Raw genomic sequence first — 18,398 nt, 5'->3', positions numbered from 1 at the left:
GTGACAACTGACGCCGAAAGTCACACCCGCTCTGGCCGAGCGGGTCCCACGGCGACACCGTAGGCCGTCGTCGTACACATGTTCCATCCGCAGCCTGTGCACAAGCGGCGAGCCGCCCCAGACGTCCGACGCGGCAGCTCTTAGGAACGCGAATCGACTTCGCTCGTGCGAAGTGCCCGAACGGACACCTGATCGATCACCACCCTGCGGATGAGGATGATCACTCAGGGTCGCTATCCTGCTTACATGTCGGTGGCGGAACCCATACAGCAGAAGGGCATCGATGGCGCCGACCTGGCCAAGCGGTGGTTGGAGAGTACGACGTGGATCGAACTCCCCTTCGACGCTTACCACAATGCTCCGATTTGTCAGCTGACGCGTCTTGACGGGAAGAAAAAGCTCTACGACCTGTTCGGGTGCATCTACGGGAGCCCGAAGACGCCCCTGTACATCGAATCCAAAGGCTACGACTCGGTGGGCGGGAAGCAGGCGAAGGAGTACTGGGAGTTCCTTGCCAACGCGTACAGCATCACGGCTCAGGACCTCAAGGACGGATTGGACGCCCGCCGTGAGTTCTGGTGGATCACGCGTATGCCATTCAGCTCGACGGACTGGGCTGACTTGACCACGGCTGAGCGGATGAAAACGGCACTTGAGGCTCATCACCCGGAGGCACTTGCGGACAACGAGATCAACGTCGACACGTTGGCCATCGCTGCCGCCCGGGTTGAAGTGTTCGTCGTCAACCGGCGCCAGGAGGACTTCATGCTCACACCCCAAGAGTTGGCCCTGGTCGAGAGCACGCTTAACCGGAAGGGTATGAGGTGAGCACGCGCAGCCTCGCCGTGACCGAGCAGATCCGCTCAGCGATGGCGTCGAACAACCCGGACGACATCGTCAACGGTGTCAAGCAGGCGGTTGCGCAAGAGGTCACGTCACTCAGCCCCGATGCCAACGTCGTCCTCACGAACTACTTCAACCACACCTACATGCCGGATCTCGTGGTGGAGTGGAACGATGCGGGCAAGCGAGACGAACGGCCGATCTTTCTTAGGAACGACCTTCGGCCCGAGGCGACCGAACGAGATGTGCGAAGCCTGGCCCGCCAGGAACCCGTCGTCCTCTCCCTCACCGCCCTTGACGAGCCTTCCGTTGCGTCCAGCCCACTGCGCGAGCAAGCCCGGGAAGCTAATCGCGTACTCGTTACCGATGTGGTCTCGCTAGCGGACATGGCGACGCCATTCGATACTCAACGCTCCACCTCGCGTGGCCGGGAGGAGGCCCCGCTGCTGCGTCTGGTGCAGGCGAACCTCCTCAAGGGCGGTCGCGGCCTGCTGACTCCCCATGACATCGAACGGCTTGCGCAGAGCGCCACGCCGCCGGAAACCGGCACCGCCCTCACCGAACAATTCCTGGCGACTTTCCAGGAGACCGCCGACGAGATGTTCGCTCCCGACGCCTCTCTGCGTCTGCGGCGCTCGGCCGAGCTGCTCAGGCTCGGGCTCGGGCTCTCGACCGACATCATCGACTCTATTGCCGGCGGAAGCGGAGAGCTATCCGAAGTCGAGCTTCGTGTCCTCATCCCGTATCTGCTCGTCGACGAGACCGCGCGCGCCAACACGCGGCTCTGGCACTACATCGGGTCGATGATGTCGCTGGAGAGGCTCGAAGAGCTGGGTAACGCGCTGGCGGAAATGGACGTAACCCCTCTCGTCGTGCCGAACCTTGAGACTTGGACGGGCAAACGAGCGCAGCTGGTGCTCAACAACTCGTACGATGAGGATTCCAACGTCGCGATCTCGGCCTCAATGTTGCGGACCGCTGACTTTGAGATGGAAGACGAGTCCGAGCTGGCGGGCCTGAACCGCGGCGACTCCTTCTGGTCCATCAACAACCGGCTGCTTACCGCCGACGCGGGTCCGTGGCGGCTATTCATCGCATCCGATGCTCGTAGGTTGAAGGGACGCACCGCCAGCGCCGCCGCGAACTGGGACGACATCTCGCCATTGATCAGCGAATTCGCGCTCGACTCAGTCGACCTGCGCGGCTTGTCGCGGCGGATCTATGTCGGTGCCGAAGGGAGCGGTGACGTCAGTTCAGACGTTGTGCGGATCCGGTCATCGATCGATGACAGTTACCAAGTCACCAAGGTTCACGTCCGCCGGCCCGACGACGACGAGAAGCTCGGGAACTTGAACGTTGACTTTACGGAAATGACCGTAACCGCCGGGCGCGGAGGTGCATCGATCGCCTCACTGGTCCGAGCCGCAGAGCTGCTCGCCCATAGTCAACCGTCCGACTTTTCCGCGCTCACGGCCGCCCAAGCCCTGCCTCTCACCGGCGCAACCGACCCCGAATCCGAGAGCGCCTAGGCTCCTCGATCGGACGATCCTAAGGATCAGGAACGGGGCGGCACGCGGGCCCGCGAACCACGGATCCGGGCGACGACGACGGACCATTTTCCCGGGTGGCCTGGATCACCTGGGGACCGCCGTGGCGGCGAATGCCACCCGCTGCCCCCAGGTGTCAGCGTCTCCAGATCACGCACGGATCACGCATTCGTCCACAAGGGACGAAAAATGGCCATGACCAGGCATAAAACGCCTGGTCATGGCCATGATCACCCGTACGCCGCGTAGGACTTGAACCTACAACCCGCGGATTAAGAGTCCGCTGCTCTGCCAGTTGAGCTAGCGGCGCTCCCTGACAACGGATGAAACCTTAGCACGCGCGAAAGTCGTGCTTCCAATCGGGCAACGCCAGGGGTGTCACGACGCGTCAAAGGAACCGACGGGTTGACACCGGAAGTTGCGTGCGTAGGGCAGTATGTGCGCGCGACAACACGAGAACGGGGATCAAGGATGGTCAGCAGGCGGCTGGTGGCGGTCGTTGCGGTGGCGGTACTCGCCCCGCTGGGACTCGCCGCGTGCGGTGACGACGACAAAGACTCGTCCGCGTGGGTCGGCAGCACGCCGGGCGCCTCGTCGGGTCCATCCGAGGTCGCTCAACAGCAGTCGGCGCCGGCCGGTGACGTGCAGATCGCTGTGACGCCTGCCACGGGTAAGAAAGACGTGCCCATCAGCGCTGAGATCGGCGTCACAGTCACCGGCGGCACGGTCAAGAGCGTCGCGCTGCGCGACTCCAAGGGCGGCAACGTCGCGGGCGAGATGCGCGAGGACGGCTCCAGCTGGATCCCGGCCAAACCCCTCAAGACCAAGCAGGCGTACGCGGCCACGGTCGTCGCCGCCGACGCGGCCGGCACCGAGAAGACCGCCACCACGAGCTTCACCACCATGGGCAAGGCGGGCAAGGAGACCGGCACCGGCCTCTACCTGTTCGACGACCGGACGTACGGCGTGGCGATGCCGGTGGTGGCCGAGTTCAACCCCGGGATCAAGAAGAAGGACCGGGCCGCCGTACAGAAGCGGATGTTGGTCAAGACCGAGCCGGCGCAGCCCGGCACCTGGTCGTGGACCTCGAGCGGCACCCAGGCCTACTACCGGGCGCCGGAGCACTGGAAGCCGGGGACGACCCTGACCGTGCGGCTCGCGGTGGGTGGCCTGCCGACCGGCGGCGGACGGTACGGCGACCAGGACCGCGCCGCGAAGTCCAAGATCGGGCGCGACTTCGAGATGAAGGTCGACAACAAGACCAAGAAGATGACCGTGGTCCAGGACGGCAAGACGATCAAGACGATGCCGGTCAGCCTGGGCAAGAGCTCGACCCCGTCGTCCAGCGGCAAGATGGTCGTGATGGAGAAGAAGGCGTCGACCGTCTTCGACACCACCGACACCGACGGCGCCAGCGGCTACCGCACCAACATCGAGTACGCCCAGCGTCTGACCTGGTCGGGGCAGTACATCCACTCGGCGCCGTGGTCGGTGGGCTCACAGGGACGCAACAACGTGTCGCACGGCTGCGTCAACGTCTCGCCGTCGAACGCGCGGTGGCTCTTCGACAAGACCCTCATCGGTGACCCGGTCACCGTTACCGGTACCGGCGACAAGCTGGACTACGGCAACGGCTGGACCCCCTGGAACGTCAGCTGGAAGGAATTCGCCAAGGGCAGCGCGCTGCCCGTGCCGGATGACCTGGGGTGACGCCTCGATCGCGTTCGGTGCCTGGCACGAATGCGGGATTGGTCGCTCGGCCATTCATGACGGAAGATGGTCGGCGGATGAGGCGCCAGGTGTGGCCCTGATGAAGGAGACGAAGGTGACTCGTACGACTCGGCTCGGCGGGCGACGCGGCCTGCGGTACGCGATGGCTTTGGTGGCCACCGGTGCCGTCCTGCTCGGCGCCGGTTGCAGCGGCGACAAGTCGCCCTCCTGGCAGGGCGGATCGGATGCCAACGGCGCCCAGGGTGGCGGGCCGGCGGAATCGCCCGCTCCCCCGCCCAGCATCGTCAAGGTCAGCTCGCCCGAGACCGGCGCCAGCGGCGTCAAGGCCCTCGAGCCGGTCAAGTTCACCAGCGAGGACATGGCCAACACCAAGGTCACGGTGAAGGACGCCGACGGCAAGGAGGTCGACGGCGAGACCGACACCGACAAGGGCACGTGGACGCCGGCCAAGGGCATGAGCTGGGGCGGTAAGTACACGGTGACGGTCAGCGCCCCCGAGCAGGAGGGCAAGACCACCACCACCGAGAGCAGCTTCACGGTGATGAAGAAGCCGTCGAAGCTGGTCAAGGTCTCCAGCTTCCTCGGCGACAACTCGAGCGTCGGCGTGGCGATGCCGCTGATCATGCGCTTCGGCCGCTCGGTGCCGGAGAAGTACCGGGCCGAGGTCGAGCGCCGGATGAAGGTCACCTCGTCGCCCTCGCAGGAGGGCACCTGGCACTGGTACAGCGCGACCGAGGTGCACTACCGGCCGAAGACGTTCTGGAAGGCCGGCAGCAAGGTGTCGTACGACGCCAACCTGCAGGGCGTGACCATGGGCGACGGCTGGTACGGCCGCTCGAACATCAGCGTCAACCTCAAGATCGGCCGGTCGTTCGTCATGACCGTCGACAACAAGAACAAGCGCATGCAGGTCCGGGAGAACGGCAAGCTGATCAAGACCATCCCGGTCAGCCTGGGCAAGAAGTCGACCCCGTCCTCCAGCGGCACGATGGTCGTGATCGAGAAGAAGCGGCACACCGTCTTCGACACGATGGACGAGCTCGGCCCGGAGGAGGGCTACCGCACCGAGATCGACTACGCGCAGCGCCTGACCTGGGGCGGCGAGTTCATCCACGCGGCGCCGTGGTCCGAGGGCGTGCAGGGCCGCAGCAACGTCTCGCACGGCTGCGTGAACGTGTCGATGGCGATGGGCGCGTGGTTGTTCGCCCGCACTCGGATGGGTGACCCGGTCACCGTCAAGGGCACCGAGCGCCGCCTCGCGCAGGGCAACGGGTGGACCGACTGGAGCCTGAGCTGGGACGAGTACAAGAAGGGCAGCGCCCTCTGACCCTCCCTGCCCATGGGTGCGAAACCGGCATACTGCCTTTATGCCCCGACGTTTGATGTTGCCGCTCGTGACCGTGCTGGTGCTGCTCGCAGGATGTTCCTCGGGTGATTCCACCACCGGCACGGGCGGCACTCCTTTGTCGCCGGCACCCGGCGGCGCTCCCTCGGTTCCGCTGGCCGGTCCTTCGGCAGACCCCTCGGCCACCGAGGACGAGCCGGGCACGGTGGCCTGCGGGGAACTGGCCGCGGCCATCAACGACGGAACGCTGATGAACCCTGGCGTGGTCGACGCCATCGTCGCCGCGTCGGGGACCGCCGACGCGCCCATCGCCGACGCGTCCGCGCGGCTTGCCGCCGCCTACGTCACCGCCAAGGCGTCGGCCGGCTCCGAGGGTGAACCCGATGCCGTGGCGGCGGTCAGCGCTGTCGCGGCGGAGATGTCCGAGGTGTGCGGCGAGAGCGGGCTCGACACCGTCGGCTGAGTCCTGTCTCGTGGATCACCCAAATGCAAGGCGGGGTCCAGAGTGATCCACGAGACAGGACTCAGGTGACGTGGTTGATCGCGGCACTGCGCAGCGCTTCCGGACAGCGACGGTGTCGTGCCCGGGTCAGGGGTTCCCCAGGCCGGCCTCGTAGGCCAGGATCGCCGCCTGGACCCGGTTGGTGAGCGTCAGACGTTGCAGGATGGCGCTCACGTGGGTCTTGACCGTTCCCTCGGCGAGGTTCAGGGTCTTCGCGATCTCCTGATCGGACGCGCCTTGGCCGACCAGGGTCAGGACGGCCTTCGGCCAGCACGACCTGCGGCCCGCGCGGGCCGCGGTGTGCCACGCGTCGGTGGTGCCTGCGGTTGGAGCAGCGAGCCGCGCGTACGCATAAACGGTCTTGATCTTGAAAGAGCCCCCCGCGCTGCCGACGCGGAGGGCCCTTTACCGGGGGAAACGGAGTAACCGAAGGGGGGCTTCGTCCGTTAAGCACCACTTTAGCCGGTAGACCGCACAAGTAGGAAGGGCCTGCCTGAAACGGACAAAAGAAGTAGCTGCCGCACACAGCGACCGGCGGGGACTAGGCTGAGCGGCGTGGCGGATCTTCTGGTGTGGATCGACTGTGAGATGACCGGCCTGGACCTCGGCAAGGACAAGCTGATCGAGGTCGCGGCATTGATCACCGATCCGGAGCTGAACGTGCTCGGTGACGGCGTCGACCTGGTCATTCATGCCGACGACGCCGCGCTCGAGTCCATGCCCGACGTGGTGCGCGACATGCACGCCAAATCCGGGCTCACCGACGAGGTGCGCAGGTCGGTCGTCACCATGGCCGAGGCCGAGGAGGCCGTGCTCGCCTACGTGAAAGAGCACGTCCCCAACCCGCGGACCGCCCCCCTGTGCGGCAACTCGATCGCCACCGACCGCGGCTTCCTCGCCCGGGACATGCCGACGCTCGACAACCACCTGCACTACCGCATGATCGACGTGTCCTCGATCAAGGAACTGGCCCGGCGCTGGTACCCGCGCGTGTACTTCGGTCAGCCGTCCAAGGGACTCGCCCACCGGGCCCTCGCCGACATCCGCGAAAGCATCCGTGAGCTGGAGTATTACCGCCGCACCATTTTCGTGCCGCTGCCCGGACCGGACGTCGAGCAAGCGAAGGCCATCGCTGCCGAGTTGTAGGTCACCACGCCACACCCAAACCCGCTCGACGAGGGCCGGTGGGGTGCGGCTATGATTGCCGGGCGCCACGGTGATTGCTTCCGTGCGCCGCGATGGTGGTCGTAGCTCAGCTGGTAGAGCACCGGGTTGTGGTCCCGGGGGTCGCGGGTTCAAGTCCCGTCGGTCACCCCATCTGTGGAAGGGCTCCCTTGGTGGGGCCCTTTCGCTGTTTCCGGGGGTAGATCCGGCAGCTGCAGGCCGGGACGTCATGGGCTTCTAAGTGGCGCAGCAGCGCGACCGCGTCAGCGGCGGACATGGTGTGCGCGGAGTCCGGGATGCGACGAAGGCCGCCCCGGTGGGTGGGGCGGCCTTCGTGGTTCGCTGGGATCAGTCGGTGGGCTGGTCGGGCTTCTTCTTCGCCGAGTTCTTTGCCGAGTTCTTTGCCGAGTTCTTTGCCGAGCGGGAGCCGCCCAGCAGCTTGGCGGCCTCCGCCTTGTAGCTGGAAAGGCCCTGTTTGGCCTCGTCAGTGCCCTTGGTGGCGGATTTGCCGGTGGCCGGGTAGTCCCGCCGCAGCGACGAACCTGGGCGGCCCAGGGCGTTGAGCTCGCTCCGGGCGGGGGTGTCCGAGGCGGGGGTGTCCGAGGCGGGCGGTGCTGCGCCTCCTGAGCCCGTCCGGGTGCCCGGCTGGGTCGTCGGGGTGGTGGCCGCCGGGCGGGTCGGTGTGGGTTCGGGGACGACCGGGCGGTTGGGTGAGGTGGGCCTGGCCGGTGACGGGACTGTGGGTCGGGTCGGGGCCGGCATGGGCTTGGGTGGGGCCGGGGCGGTCGCGGTGCTCTGTTGTGCCGGGGCGGTCGCGGTGCTCGGCGAACCGGACTCGTTCGCGGCGGGGTTGCCGGCCAGCGTGGTCAAGTCCCGGTAGTGCGTGGGCTGCACCGCTGACGCCCTGCCGCCGGGCGGTGTGGACGACGCCACGCCTGTGGTTCCGGGGCGGGTGGATGACGTGGCGCCCGGCGTTCCGGGGCGGGTGGATGACGTGGCGCCCGGCGCTCCGGAGCGGGTGGACTGCTGCATGCTCCTCGTCCCCGGGGGCGTCGAAGTGGCAGCCTGGGCGGAAGCGCCGGGACGGGTCGGGCGACTTGCCTCGCCGCCGGCCGGGTCCTGGCCCGAATTCGAACCGGCAGCCTGCGCGGGAACCGGCTTCGGGCTCTCAGGGGCCTGCGCCGGCTTGGTGGTGGCCGCGCTTCCGTCACCGGGCTTCACGGGTGCGCCGGTACCGGTGGTGGTCGGTCGCTGGGCTGACTGCTCCAGGACGGTCTTGCCCGCTGTGGGCTGGCCGGTACGAGCCATGGCCGCCCCCAGCAGCGAACGACCCGGGCCGCCCAACGTGGGTTTGGCGGACGTCTGGAACCGCCCCGCGTCGGTCGCGGGACGAGATGTGACCGTGGGCGCGGCCGGAGTCCTGGCCGTGCCCGGGACCGCACCCGCACCCGGGGTCACGGTCGTGCCCGGGGCCGGGGTCGCGGCTGGGGTCGCCGTCGGCGCCGGTGGCGCGGTCGGGGGCGCGGCGGGCTTCTTGGGCAGGCCGATGGCTGCGCGGAGGGCGGCCGCGTCGGCGGCTCCCTGGCGGAGCGCGGCGGTCTCGCCGTCCGACTTCGACGGCATTGTCGTCGTGGCGGTGTTCTGCTGGCCGGTCGTGCCCTGCTGGGCTGCCGACGTAGCGCGCGTGGCCGTAACCTGCGTGCCACGATCCGGTCCCGCAGAGGGTTTGCCCGCCGCCGAAGTCTGCCCCGGCAGCGCGGGCGACGCCGACAGCGAAGCCAGCAACCGCGCGAAGCCGGACGGCTGACCCTCATCCGCGTCGGTCTTGCTCTGCGCGGCAGCACCGGCATCGGCAGTCGGCATCGACTCACGCCGCGGGCCAGGGGTTTCACTCACTGGAGGTTTGGCTGTCGCCGCCGCACCGGTCGCCTTGTCCGACGCGGGCTGAGCAGCCGAGGCGGCCGGCGCGGCAACCGGCTCGGGCTTAACGGCCGGCTTGGGCTCGGTGGCGGGCTTCGTGTCGGCGGTCGCCTTGCGCTCCGCGACAGGCTTCGACTCCGCGACCGGCTTCGCGCCGGCGGTCGTTGCCGAAGGAGACCCGGTCGTAGCGGCAGGCTTGGCCGGACCCGCGAGCGGGGACACCGCCGTTCCCCGCCTGGGATCCGGCGTTTGAGTCACTGAAGACTTGGCATCCGCAGCGTTCTCGACCGGCTCGACCTTCGGCGGCGGCTGGGTCAGCCCGGTGGGCTTCGGCTCGCTGGGCTTGACCTCTGAGGTCGGCTTGATGGACTCGGCCTCAGAGGTCGGCTTGATGGACTCGGCCTCGGAGGGCTTGACCTCGGAGGTCGGCTCGGCTGGCTTGACCTCGGACGGCTTGACCGCGGCGGTGGGCGGGAGCGTCAGGCCGACCCTGCGGTCGTCAATGCGGCGCAGAGCGGTCGCCTGCCAGGCACCGGCAGCCGCGGCGGCCGCGGCCTGGGTGGCGGCGTTGCGGCGTTCGCGGGCCAGGGCGGCGGCGGCACGCGCCTCGGTCTCGCGGGCCCGGGCGGCGGCGGTTTCCGCGACCCAGGCGCCTACCGCGGAGGCTTCGAAGACGGGCACATCCTCGGACGGCTGGGCCTGCTTGCGACGTGCCGGCCGGCCGAACAGCGCATCGCCCGACGTGGTGGCGGGACTGGGCGCACCCACCAGGCCGGCCATCGGCGGCAGGCCCGAAGCGGAGGCGGCACCCCCGCCGATGAACTCCAGCGGCTCGCCGGGGGCGGGAGACTTGGATCCGGCGACCGGCTGGCCGTGGACACCGGGCCGGCCCGGGAGCGCGGTCGCTGCCGCGTAGGCCGCGGGCGACGGCGGACCAGCCGGCGGCCAGGACGGCGGCACGGTGTCCACCGAGGAGCCCCCGGCGGCGAGCGCAGCCGAGGCCGCGGAGATTCCAGCCCGGTAGGCCGCTTCGGTGTCGGCGGCCAGGGCAGGAGCCGGACCGGCGAGCCCGCCAGAGGGAGCTGTCGCGGTGGCCAGACCGGGAGCGGTGACGGCAGCCAGACCGGGAGCGGTGGCGGTGGCCAGGGCGGGAGCGGTGGCGGTGGCCAGGGCGGGAGCGGTGGCGGTAGCGGTTGCCAGGGCGGGAGCCTCGGCCGTCGCGAGTGCACTGCCGGAACCGACAGCGCCCGACCCCGCGTAGGAGCGGGTGCCAGGAGAGTCGGCGAGGCTGCGGGGACGGTTCGTGGCGGCGTGGCGGCCGCCCATCCGGGCCAGGGGCAGGGGGGCGCCGAGGACCTTCATCAGGTCGGGGACCTGGCTGGGCTCGACGACGTAGACGACCTCGCGGCGGCTGCCGGGCCAGGCCAGGACGATCAGGCCGGACATCAGGGTGAGGCTGCCGAGCATGAGCAGCGCCCAGGAGGTGGAGTTGAGCCAGCCGGGGCGGAACTCGGCGGTGCTCGTCAGCTGCATGCCGGGCTGGGCGGCGCGGTTCATGATGACCAGGCTGTACGGGCGGCCTTCGAGTGCTTCGGGATCCCAGTCGAGGGTGCCGAGGCCGGAGCGGAGCCAGAACTTCTCGGCTGCGGGCACTCGGGCGGGGGCTTGGATGCCCGCCTCCCGGATCGTCTTGACGGGTAGGGCGCCGGTACCGATGTCGACCGTGCCCACGACCGAGCGCGGCACGCCGTTGAGGTAGCGCGCGGCGTCGGCGCGGGGCGCGAGGCCGATGAACGCGGGAGCGCCGGACGAAGTCGCCGTGAGGCGGAGCCGGGTGCTGCCGATTCGGGTGAACGGAGCATCGTTGCGGAGCAACGCGTCCACGTCGTCGACGACCACGGCATGGCCGGTCGTGGCGATGGTCTGCAATGGTCCGCCGTAGGCGCCGCCGGGGTCGCGGTGCTGCATCGCGGCCCAGAGACCCGCCCCGATCAGCAGTGCCGGAAGTCCGATGAGCAGCAACAGCATGCCGAGGATCGTGCGCAGCGCCCGCATGAGCTTCTCCCCCTTCTCGGGTGTCACTGCGCAGACGATACATACCAAAATGTCACCAAAGTGGTCAAACGGACGCTAACAGTCCGATCGGTGCGGCGCGGAGCAGTCAGAAAGGCCGGTTCAACCAAGATCAAAATCAGGAACAGGCTGTCCCGGGTCCGTCGTGGACCGGACCGTCGCTCCCGCCGGGGACCGGTCGCTGCGCTCCCTGCCAGGTGCGTGAGCGGTTGCGCCCCGTCCGCTCCGCGGACAAAACCGCTCCGTCCGCTCCGCGGACAAAACCGCTCAGCCGCTCCGCGGACAAAAGCCCGCTCCGCGACAAAAAGCCCGCTCCGCGGACAAACCCCGGAGCGGATCCGCAAGGTCATCAAGAAGACGGTGACCGAAGGAGGACCCGATCCGGACGCGCTCCGCGATGCCCGCGTGGAGATACCCGCGCTCAGTTGACCTTGACTGTTGTGGACAGCGTCGAGCGGTCGATGTCGCTGGTGCGGATGGTGAAGGTCAGCTTCCAGTCGCCGGCCTGGGGCAGGGCGATGTCGCCGATCGCGTGGAAGTCCGTGATGCGCAGGAGCGGGATCTCGATCGGCTCGATGTTGGCGGAGGCCAGCGCCGCCGTGGCGGTCCACTCGACGACCGGCAGGGGCTTGTTGTCGAGCGTGTACGCGTACAGATGGATGCTGTTGTTGCCGACGGTCGCCGGGAACACGTCCACCTGCAGGGACATCGTGCTGTCCTTCACGGTCTGGGTCACCGTGGTGCTGGTGGTGCCGGTCTGCGCCGCCTCGGCCGTGCGCGGAGGCGGGATCTGGACCAGCGCCGACGTGACACCCAGGATGACCGCGGTGATGGCGAGCTCGACGAGCACCGCCTTCCGCAGCCGGCCGGGGCCGCCGGGCGTCGAGCGGGACAGCACCATCCTGCGGGAGAGGGCCGCCACCCCGATCGCCAGCGCCGCCAGGCCGGCCTTGACCAGGATGAGCTGTCCGTACGTGGACTTGAACAGCCCGGAGAACGAGCTGACCTCGATCAGCGCCTGGATCACGCCGGCCAGGATCAGCGCCCCGACGGCGGTGAACGCCCAGCGGGACCAGATCGGCAGGATGGCGCCGAGTTCGCGCTCGTCGGCCCGGGGCAGCAGGAACGCGACCAGCATGACCAGGCCGCCCAGCCACACGGCCATGGCGGACAGGTGGACCGCGTCGACGACGACCGAGACACCGGCCACGGGGGACGCGGTCGGGTGGCCGGTCAGCGGCCAGGTGGCGAGCGCGGCGACACCGAGGACGCCGAGCAGGGCCAGGTCCGCCTTGGACTCGCCGCCCTCGCCGCGCAGCAGGGGGCGCAGCAGGAAGGCGGCCGCGGCGATGACGCCCAGCCGGACCAGCATGACCGCGCCGAAGGTGCTGCCCAGTACCTCTTGAAGGTCGCCCAGGGAGGCGCCGAACACGCCGGCGCCGGTGGCGTAGGGCGCCTGGAGCCACATGCTCAGCAGCGTGCTGAACGCGATCAGGCCGAGGCCGGTCCAGACCAGACGGGCCGGTCCGGTGCGGGACAGGCGGTGCGGCCACAGCAGCGCGAGGACCAGGACGGGGCCGACGAGCAGCACGAGTCCGGCGTACCCGAGATATTTGCCGATCGGGATCAGCGTGCGCACCACCGGGTCGACGTCCTCGGCGACCGCGCCCTCGCTGGGTGTGGCCGACGGCGCGCCGACCGAGAAGGTGATGCTGCCGGCGACCGGGTGGCTGTCCGCCGAGATGACCCGGAAGCTGACCAGGTAGGTGCCGCGGGCGCCGCCGGCGCGCAGCGGGATGGTGATCGAGTTGCCGGCCGCCTGCGGGTCGCCCTGGTCGGCGCGGCTGCCGTCCGGGGCGAGCACCTGGATCTTGCCGGCCAGCAGCTGGACCGACTCACTGAAGGAGAGGGTCACGCGGTTGGGCGCGTCCGGCACCACGGTGCCGTTGCCGGGATCGCTGCCGACCAGCGCGGCGTGGGCGCTGGCCGGGGAGGCCGGGCCGAGCAGCGTCAGGAGCAGGCCAAACAGCAGACCGGCACCGGTCGCGAGGACACGGCGCAACGATCGTCGATCACCAAACATGCGAGCCATGTTCCCCGATTGCTCCAAGGTCGCCCAACGTGGGTACGCCTGCCAGTTTCGCCCCGCGTACCATTTGCGGTCGTGACACCGGCGGAAAACGGCCTGGACGAGGCGACGATCTTGGCCCTGAGGGCGCGTGACGGCGGGGCCGGCGCGCAGGCCGGTTTCGTGCGCGCGACCCAGTCGGACGTCTGGCGCTTCACCGCCGCGCTGGTCGATCCGGGCGTCGCCGACGACCTGACGCAGGAGACCTTTCTGCGCGCGTTCCAGGCATTGCCGCGCTTCGAGGGACGGTCCTCGGCCCGCACCTGGCTGCTCGGCATCGCCCGCCGGACCTGCGCCGATCACCTGCGGACGGTGGTGCGCGGGCGGCGGTTGCGAGCCCGGCTGACCGCTCAGGCCTGGATCGACGGCCACGTCCCGGACCCGTCGGGGCGCCTCGGCGCGGCGGACCTGCTGGCCCGGTTGTCGCCGGACCGGCGGACGGCGTTCGTGCTGACCCAGGTGCTGGGCATGTCGTATGCGGAGGCCGCCGAGGTCGAGGAGGTCCCGGTGGGCACGATCCGCTCGCGGGTGGCCCGGGCCCGCGACGATCTGGCCGCCGCAATCGCCGACGAGCGCGCGAGCTGAGCCAAGCGCGCGCAAGCAAACACGCGCGAGTCGAGCCAAGCGCGCGCAAGCAAGTGCGCGCGAGCTGAGCCAGTGCGCGCGAGCAAACGCGCGCGAGCCGAGCCACGAGGGCGCAGGCTGAGGTACGAGCGCGCAAGCTAGCTCCCAGCCAAAAGTCAGCAAACCCCCAGGCGTAAACGGGGAACCGCAGCCGCGCCCCGGCCGACTAAGGGGACGTGATGACGGAGACCGCACAGCGGGTCGCGGCGTGGCCGTGGATCTCCACGGTGGCCCGGCTCGGCCTGGCCGCCGTGTGGCTGATCGCCGGTGGGCTCAAGGTCGGTGACCTGGCCGCCAGCGGGCGCGCGGTGAACGCGTACCGGCTGATGCCGTTCGAGGCGGCCCAGGTGGTCGGCGCGGTGCAGCCGCTGGTGGAGATCGCGCTGGGCCTGCTGCTGCTGATCGGCCTGTCGGTGCGCCTGACGGCGGTGCTGTCCGCGCTGCTGCTGGTCGTGTTCATCGCGGGGATCGTCTCGGCGTGGGCCCGCGGGCTGCAGATCGACTGCGGGTGCTTCAGCAAGGGCGGCGACCTGGGCGCGGGTCAGAGCCCGGCGTACGGCTGGGAGGTCACCCGGGATGTCGGTTTCCTGGCGCTGGCGGGGTTGTTGGTGTGGCGTCCGCGGACGAGGTTCTCGCTGGACGGCCTGTTGATGAGGGGTCGCGATGAGTAAGGGCACCAAGCAGCGGACAGCCGCGAAGCGGATCGTCGAGCAGCAGAAGGCGGCGGAGAAGCGCCGCACGGTGACCATCTGGACCACGGTCGCTGTCGTCGCGGCGCTGGTGCTGGCGGGGCTGATCGGCTGGGGCGTGGTGTCGAGCCAGCGCTCCGACACGGCCAGTGCCGCCGTTCCCTCGGGCACGGTCGACGAGGGCACGGCCTTCGCGGTCGGCGGCGGGCCGGTCATGGTCGACGTGTACGAGGACTTCATGTGCCCGATCTGCAACGAGTTCGAGAAGCAGTCCGGCGCCACGCTCCAGCAGCTGATCAGCGCGAACAAGGTGACCGTGCGCTACCACCCGATCGCGATCCTCGACGACAAGTCAAACGGCACGAAATACTCGACGCGGGCTGCCGGCGCCGCGGCCGCCGCGGCCGAGGGCGGCAAGTTCCAGCAGTACCACCAGGCGCTCTTCGACAACCAGCCGGCCGAGGGCAGCGACGGTCTGGACAATGCGAAGCTGGTCGAGCTGGGCACGTCGGCCGGCCTCGGCGACGCGTTCGCCACGGCGGTGAACGACGGCAAGTACGACGGATGGGCGGGCAAGGTGACCGACGAGGCGTCCAAGCGCGGCGTGACCGGCACACCGACCGTCCTGGTCAACGGCAAGCAGCTGCGGAACCCGACCCCGGACGCCCTGACGAGTGCCGTCGGGTGAGACGTGCGTTCGTGGCCGTCGCGGTCGTCGCCGGTGTGGTGCTCCCGCCCGCACCGGCGTTCGCGCACGGCGGCGACACCCCCGATGCCACTTCCTTCCGTACGACGGTGAGCGGCATCGCCCCGGCCACACCGGGGCTGGCGGTGAAGGCGATCGAGGCGGGCGCCCGGCTCGAACTGACCAACGGCACCGGGCGCACGGTCGAGGTGCTGGGCTACGCCGGTGAGCCTTACCTGGAGGTGCGCCCGGACGGCACGTACGAGAACGTGCACTCGCCGGCCGCGTACATCAACCAGACCTTGGAGGGCGGGACCGCCCTGCCGGCGGCCGCCGACGCTGCCGCACCCCCGCAGTGGCGGCGCGTCTCCGGCGATCGCACCGTGCGCTGGCATGACCAGCGCACCCACTGGCTCGGTGACGGTCTGCCGCCGGCCGCGGCGGCCGCGCCCTACCGCGAGCACCGCCTCCGCGACTGGGTCGTCCCGCTCCGGCAGGGGACCACGGAGCTGCGGATCGGCGGAACCCTGGACTATCTGCCGCCGCCGACGGAGTGGCTGTGGTGGGCCGGCGCCGCGGTGATCATGCTGGGCGTGGCGGCCGCGGGCCGCTGGTCGGTCGCCGGCGGGGCGGTCGCCGGTGCGGCGCTGCTCTCGTACGCGATCGTCCGCACCCTGGACGCGCCCGCGCCGATGGCGACCTACGCGGCGGGCCTGATCGGGCTGGTCTCGGCGTTCGCCGCCCGCTCGGCCTTCCTGACCACCCTGGCCGGCGCTGTGGTGGCGGTCTTCGGCGGCCTGATCGACCTGGGCGTCCTGCAGCAGGCGGTGGTGCCGGTGGCCGGGCCCGCGTGGGTGGCCCGGGTGGCCGTGACGCTCGCCGTCGGAGCGGGGCTGGGCATGGTCTTCACCGGGATGGTGCGATTGCGTCGTGCGCCTCCGGCCAGGGATGAGCAGGGCACCCGCGGCCGAGGCTAAGGTCGGGGCATGACCGAGAACCGCCTCGCGCACGGCGACGCCGCCCCCGACTTCACCCTGCCCACCGACTCCGGCGACAGCCTGGCGCTGAAGGATCTGCGGGGCCGCAAGGTGGTGCTGTACGCGTACCCGGCCGCGATGACCCCCGGCTGCACCAAGCAGGCGTGCGACTTCCGTGACTCGCTGGCGTCGCTGCAGGCGGCGGGGTACGAGGTGGTCGGCATCTCCCCCGACAAGCCGGCCAAGCTGGCGAAGTTCCGCGAGCGCGACGCGATCACGTTCCCGCTGGTCAGCGACGAGGACAAGAGCGTGCTGACGGCGTACGGGGCGTACGGGGAGAAGCAGCTCTACGGGAAGACAGTGACCGGAGTGATCCGTTCGACCTTTGTGATCGATGAGGACGGCGCGATCGACCGGGCCATGTACAACGTGAAAGCGACTGGTCACGTAGCGAAGTTGAGGCGTGATCTAGGCCTGGACTGACGTTCCTTCTCTCACGTTTCCGGGGTCGGCTCCGATAAGGGCAGGTGCAACCGTCCCGAGACCCCCGGAGAACGTGATGTCGAGCCCGCTGCGCCACCTGCCCGTCGCGAAGAAGCTCGCGCTCAGCTTCGGCGTGCTGTGCTCGCTGATGATCGCCGTCGGAACGACCGGCCTGATCCAGATCGCCCAGGCCGACACGAACCTCGAGGACATGACGTCGGGGAACATGCGTGCGGCCACCCTGCTCGGCGAGGTGCGCGCCGACGTGCAGCAGTCCCGGGTGATGTCCGGGTCGCTGATCCTGCACTCGCCGGCCGCCGACGTGAGCAACATCGAGACGGCGATCAAGCGGCTGGACACCGAGATCGACGCCAGCTGGGAGGACTACAAGGTGGCCGGCGTCGAGGGCCGCACCGCCGACCAGAAGGCGTTCGACACGGCGCTCGTCACCTACCGCAAGGCCCGCGACGAGGGCCTGATCCCGGCGGCCAAGGCCGGCAATCTGGACCGCTACCTGGCCGCCCAGGGTTCGGCCGCCGACCCGGCCGCGGACGCCATGACGTCCGCGCTCAACGCCCTGGACCGCGCCGAGGAGAAGGACGCACATTTCCAGACGGGACGGGCCAACAAGGCCGCCGACACCGCCCAGGTGATCGTCATCTCCCTGATCGCCGGCGCCCTGGTGGCTGCCGTGGTGCTCGGCCTCGTGGTCAGCCGGGCGCTGTCCCGCCCGCTGCGGCGCACCGTCGAAGTGCTGGAGGGCCTCGCCGAGGGCCGGCTCGACCAGCGGCTCGAGGACACCGGCCGGGACGAGGTCGGCCGGATGGCCACCGCGCTCAACACCGCCCTGGACCGGCTGACCGGCACCCTGCGCGGGGTGAGCGACAACGTGACCACGCTGGCCTCGTCGGCCACCCAGCTCACCGAGGTAGCGGGCCAGATGAACGCGTCGGCCTCCCGGTCCGCCGAAGGCGCCAGCACGGTGTCCGCCGCCTCCGAGCAGATCGGCGCGAACATCACCACGGTGTCCGCCGGCGCGGAGGAGATGAGCAGCTCGATCGGGGAGATCGCCCGCAGCGCGAACAGCGCCGCCGAGGTGGCCGGCACGGCCGTCAAGCTCTCCGGCGTCACCGGCGACATCCTGCAGAAGCTGGGCACGTCGTCCGGTGAGATCGTCTCGGTCATCAAAATCATCACTTCGATCGCGGAGCAGACCAACCTGCTCGCGCTCAACGCCACCATCGAGGCGGCCCGGGCGGGCGACGCAGGCAAGGGCTTCGCGGTCGTCGCCAGCGAGGTGAAGGATCTGGCCGCCGAGACGGCCCGGGCCACCGAGGACATCCGCACGCGGGTGGGCGCGATCCAGACCGACTCGGCGGCCGCGGTAACCGCGATCGGCGAAATCGGCGCGGTCATCGAGCAGATCAACCAGACTCAGCAGGCCATCGCCGCGGCGGTCGAGGAGCAGACCGCGACCACCGACGAGATGACCCGCAACGTGGCCGAGGTGGCCGCCGGCACCAACGACATCGCGTCGAACATGTCCGCGGTGGCCCAGGCCGCGGGCGAGACCACCGGCGCGGCCGCACACACCGAGGCGGCGGCGGACGAACTGTCCCGCGTCGCCACCGACCTGCGGACGAGCCTGTCGATGTTCCGCTTCTAGCAAATCGGAAGCCCACAGACC

Annotated in this window: 15 protein-coding genes and 2 tRNA genes; 13 read left to right on the top strand and 4 right to left on the bottom strand. The window is 69.7% G+C overall.

Annotation, left to right across the window (positions count from 1 at the left end):
* The first annotated feature begins 246 nt into the window (after positions 1-246).
* Together QSK31_RS23350 and QSK31_RS23345 are read left to right on the top strand one after the other, a co-directional pair.
* A complete protein-coding gene (locus QSK31_RS23350) occupies positions 247-828 on the top strand; it encodes a hypothetical protein (protein WP_285686416.1) in 582 nt (193 codons plus the stop codon).
* Positions 825-2,372 carry a hypothetical protein gene (locus QSK31_RS23345; RefSeq protein ID WP_285686415.1) on the top strand — a complete coding sequence of 516 codons (1,548 nt, stop codon included), beginning with the start codon at positions 825-827 and terminating at the stop codon, positions 2,370-2,372. The genes QSK31_RS23350 and QSK31_RS23345 overlap by 4 nt, the downstream gene beginning before the upstream one ends.
* Positions 2,373-2,627: 255 nt before the next feature.
* Here QSK31_RS23345 and QSK31_RS23340 read toward each other — a convergent pair.
* A tRNA-Lys gene (locus QSK31_RS23340) sits at positions 2,628-2,700 on the bottom strand.
* Between the two features lie 161 nt (positions 2,701-2,861).
* Here QSK31_RS23340 and QSK31_RS23335 point away from each other — a divergent pair.
* The 3 genes from QSK31_RS23335 to QSK31_RS23325 all read left to right on the top strand — a co-directional run bounded on the left by QSK31_RS23335 (position 2,862) and on the right by QSK31_RS23325 (position 5,929).
* Positions 2,862-4,100 carry a L,D-transpeptidase gene (locus tag QSK31_RS23335; protein ID WP_285686414.1) on the top strand — a complete coding sequence of 413 codons (1,239 nt, stop codon included), beginning with the start codon at positions 2,862-2,864 and terminating at the stop codon, positions 4,098-4,100.
* A gap of 100 nt (positions 4,101-4,200) precedes the next feature.
* The gene (locus tag QSK31_RS23330; RefSeq protein ID WP_502873002.1) at positions 4,201-5,448 is read left to right on the top strand and encodes a L,D-transpeptidase; all 1,248 of its coding nucleotides are present in this window, start codon (positions 4,201-4,203) and stop codon (positions 5,446-5,448) included.
* Between the two features lie 40 nt (positions 5,449-5,488).
* Positions 5,489-5,929, top strand: coding sequence for a hypothetical protein (locus QSK31_RS23325; protein ID WP_285686413.1), 441 nt, complete (start codon positions 5,489-5,491; stop codon positions 5,927-5,929).
* Positions 5,930-6,055: 126 nt separating this feature from the next.
* Here QSK31_RS23325 and QSK31_RS23320 read toward each other — a convergent pair whose 3' ends face one another.
* Complete coding sequence (locus QSK31_RS23320; protein WP_352244480.1) at positions 6,056-6,217, bottom strand: response regulator transcription factor; 162 nt, start codon at positions 6,215-6,217, stop codon at positions 6,056-6,058.
* Positions 6,218-6,523: 306 nt separating this feature from the next.
* Here QSK31_RS23320 and orn point away from each other — a divergent pair, with 306 nt between their 5' ends.
* Both orn and QSK31_RS23310 read left to right on the top strand, forming a co-directional pair.
* On the top strand, positions 6,524-7,114 hold the full coding sequence (orn, locus tag QSK31_RS23315) for an oligoribonuclease (RefSeq protein WP_285686412.1): 591 nt from the start codon (positions 6,524-6,526) through the stop codon (positions 7,112-7,114).
* 95 nt (positions 7,115-7,209) lie between these two features.
* Positions 7,210-7,285, top strand: a tRNA-His gene (locus tag QSK31_RS23310).
* Between the two features lie 195 nt (positions 7,286-7,480).
* Here the strand turns inward: QSK31_RS23310 and QSK31_RS23305 are convergent.
* Positions 7,481-11,134, bottom strand: a complete 3,654-nt coding sequence (locus QSK31_RS23305; RefSeq protein WP_285686411.1) for a hypothetical protein — start codon at positions 11,132-11,134, stop codon at positions 7,481-7,483.
* A 412-nt stretch (positions 11,135-11,546) separates the two neighbouring features.
* Positions 11,547-13,217: a copper resistance CopC/CopD family protein gene (locus QSK31_RS23300; RefSeq protein WP_502873001.1), complete on the bottom strand. Its 1,671-nt coding sequence runs from the start codon at positions 13,215-13,217 to the stop codon at positions 11,547-11,549.
* Between the two features lie 72 nt (positions 13,218-13,289).
* Between QSK31_RS23300 and QSK31_RS23295 the strand changes: the two genes are divergently transcribed.
* The 6 genes from QSK31_RS23295 (at position 13,290) to QSK31_RS23270 (ending at position 18,377) form a co-directional block, all read left to right on the top strand.
* Complete coding sequence (locus tag QSK31_RS23295) at positions 13,290-13,838, top strand: sigma-70 family RNA polymerase sigma factor (protein WP_285686409.1); 549 nt, start codon at positions 13,290-13,292, stop codon at positions 13,836-13,838.
* A 218-nt stretch (positions 13,839-14,056) separates the two neighbouring features.
* Positions 14,057-14,548, top strand: coding sequence for a MauE/DoxX family redox-associated membrane protein (locus tag QSK31_RS23290; protein ID WP_285686408.1), 492 nt, complete (start codon positions 14,057-14,059; stop codon positions 14,546-14,548).
* Positions 14,541-15,254, top strand: a complete 714-nt coding sequence (locus tag QSK31_RS23285; protein WP_285686407.1) for a DsbA family protein — start codon at positions 14,541-14,543, stop codon at positions 15,252-15,254. The genes QSK31_RS23290 and QSK31_RS23285 overlap by 8 nt, the downstream gene beginning before the upstream one ends.
* Positions 15,251-16,228, top strand: a complete 978-nt coding sequence (locus QSK31_RS23280; protein WP_285686406.1) for a hypothetical protein — start codon at positions 15,251-15,253, stop codon at positions 16,226-16,228. The genes QSK31_RS23285 and QSK31_RS23280 overlap by 4 nt, the downstream gene beginning before the upstream one ends.
* Before the next feature lie 9 nt (positions 16,229-16,237).
* Positions 16,238-16,711, top strand: a complete 474-nt coding sequence (gene bcp, locus QSK31_RS23275; RefSeq protein WP_285686405.1) for a thioredoxin-dependent thiol peroxidase — start codon at positions 16,238-16,240, stop codon at positions 16,709-16,711.
* A 76-nt stretch (positions 16,712-16,787) separates the two neighbouring features.
* Entirely contained in the window at positions 16,788-18,377 is a 1,590-nt protein-coding gene (locus QSK31_RS23270; RefSeq protein WP_285686404.1) for a methyl-accepting chemotaxis protein, read from the top strand.
* Positions 18,378-18,398 lie beyond the last annotated feature (21 nt).

This window comes from Actinoplanes sp. NBRC 103695, from assembly GCF_030269485.1.
In the GTDB taxonomy this organism is placed as follows: domain Bacteria; phylum Actinomycetota; class Actinomycetes; order Mycobacteriales; family Micromonosporaceae; genus Actinoplanes.
This window is presented reverse-complemented; position numbering and strand designations above follow the sequence as displayed.

Bases quoted from the DNA above. Each gene is read 5' to 3' on its own strand.
- bcp (WP_285686405.1), top strand. From the start codon at position 16,238: ATGACCGAGAACCGCCTCGCGCACGGCGACGCCGCCCCCGACTTCACC.
- QSK31_RS23330 (WP_502873002.1), top strand. From the start codon at position 4,201: ATGAAGGAGACGAAGGTGACTCGTACGACTCGGCTCGGCGGGCGACGC.
- QSK31_RS23350 (WP_285686416.1), top strand. From the start codon at position 247: ATGTCGGTGGCGGAACCCATACAGCAGAAGGGCATCGATGGCGCCGAC.
- QSK31_RS23325 (WP_285686413.1), top strand. From the start codon at position 5,489: ATGCCCCGACGTTTGATGTTGCCGCTCGTGACCGTGCTGGTGCTGCTC.
- QSK31_RS23270 (WP_285686404.1), top strand. From the start codon at position 16,788: ATGTCGAGCCCGCTGCGCCACCTGCCCGTCGCGAAGAAGCTCGCGCTC.
- QSK31_RS23285 (WP_285686407.1), top strand. From the start codon at position 14,541: ATGAGTAAGGGCACCAAGCAGCGGACAGCCGCGAAGCGGATCGTCGAG.
- QSK31_RS23335 (WP_285686414.1), top strand. From the start codon at position 2,862: ATGGTCAGCAGGCGGCTGGTGGCGGTCGTTGCGGTGGCGGTACTCGCC.
- QSK31_RS23290 (WP_285686408.1), top strand. From the start codon at position 14,057: ATGACGGAGACCGCACAGCGGGTCGCGGCGTGGCCGTGGATCTCCACG.
- QSK31_RS23300 (WP_502873001.1), bottom strand. From the start codon at position 13,217: ATGGCTCGCATGTTTGGTGATCGACGATCGTTGCGCCGTGTCCTCGCG.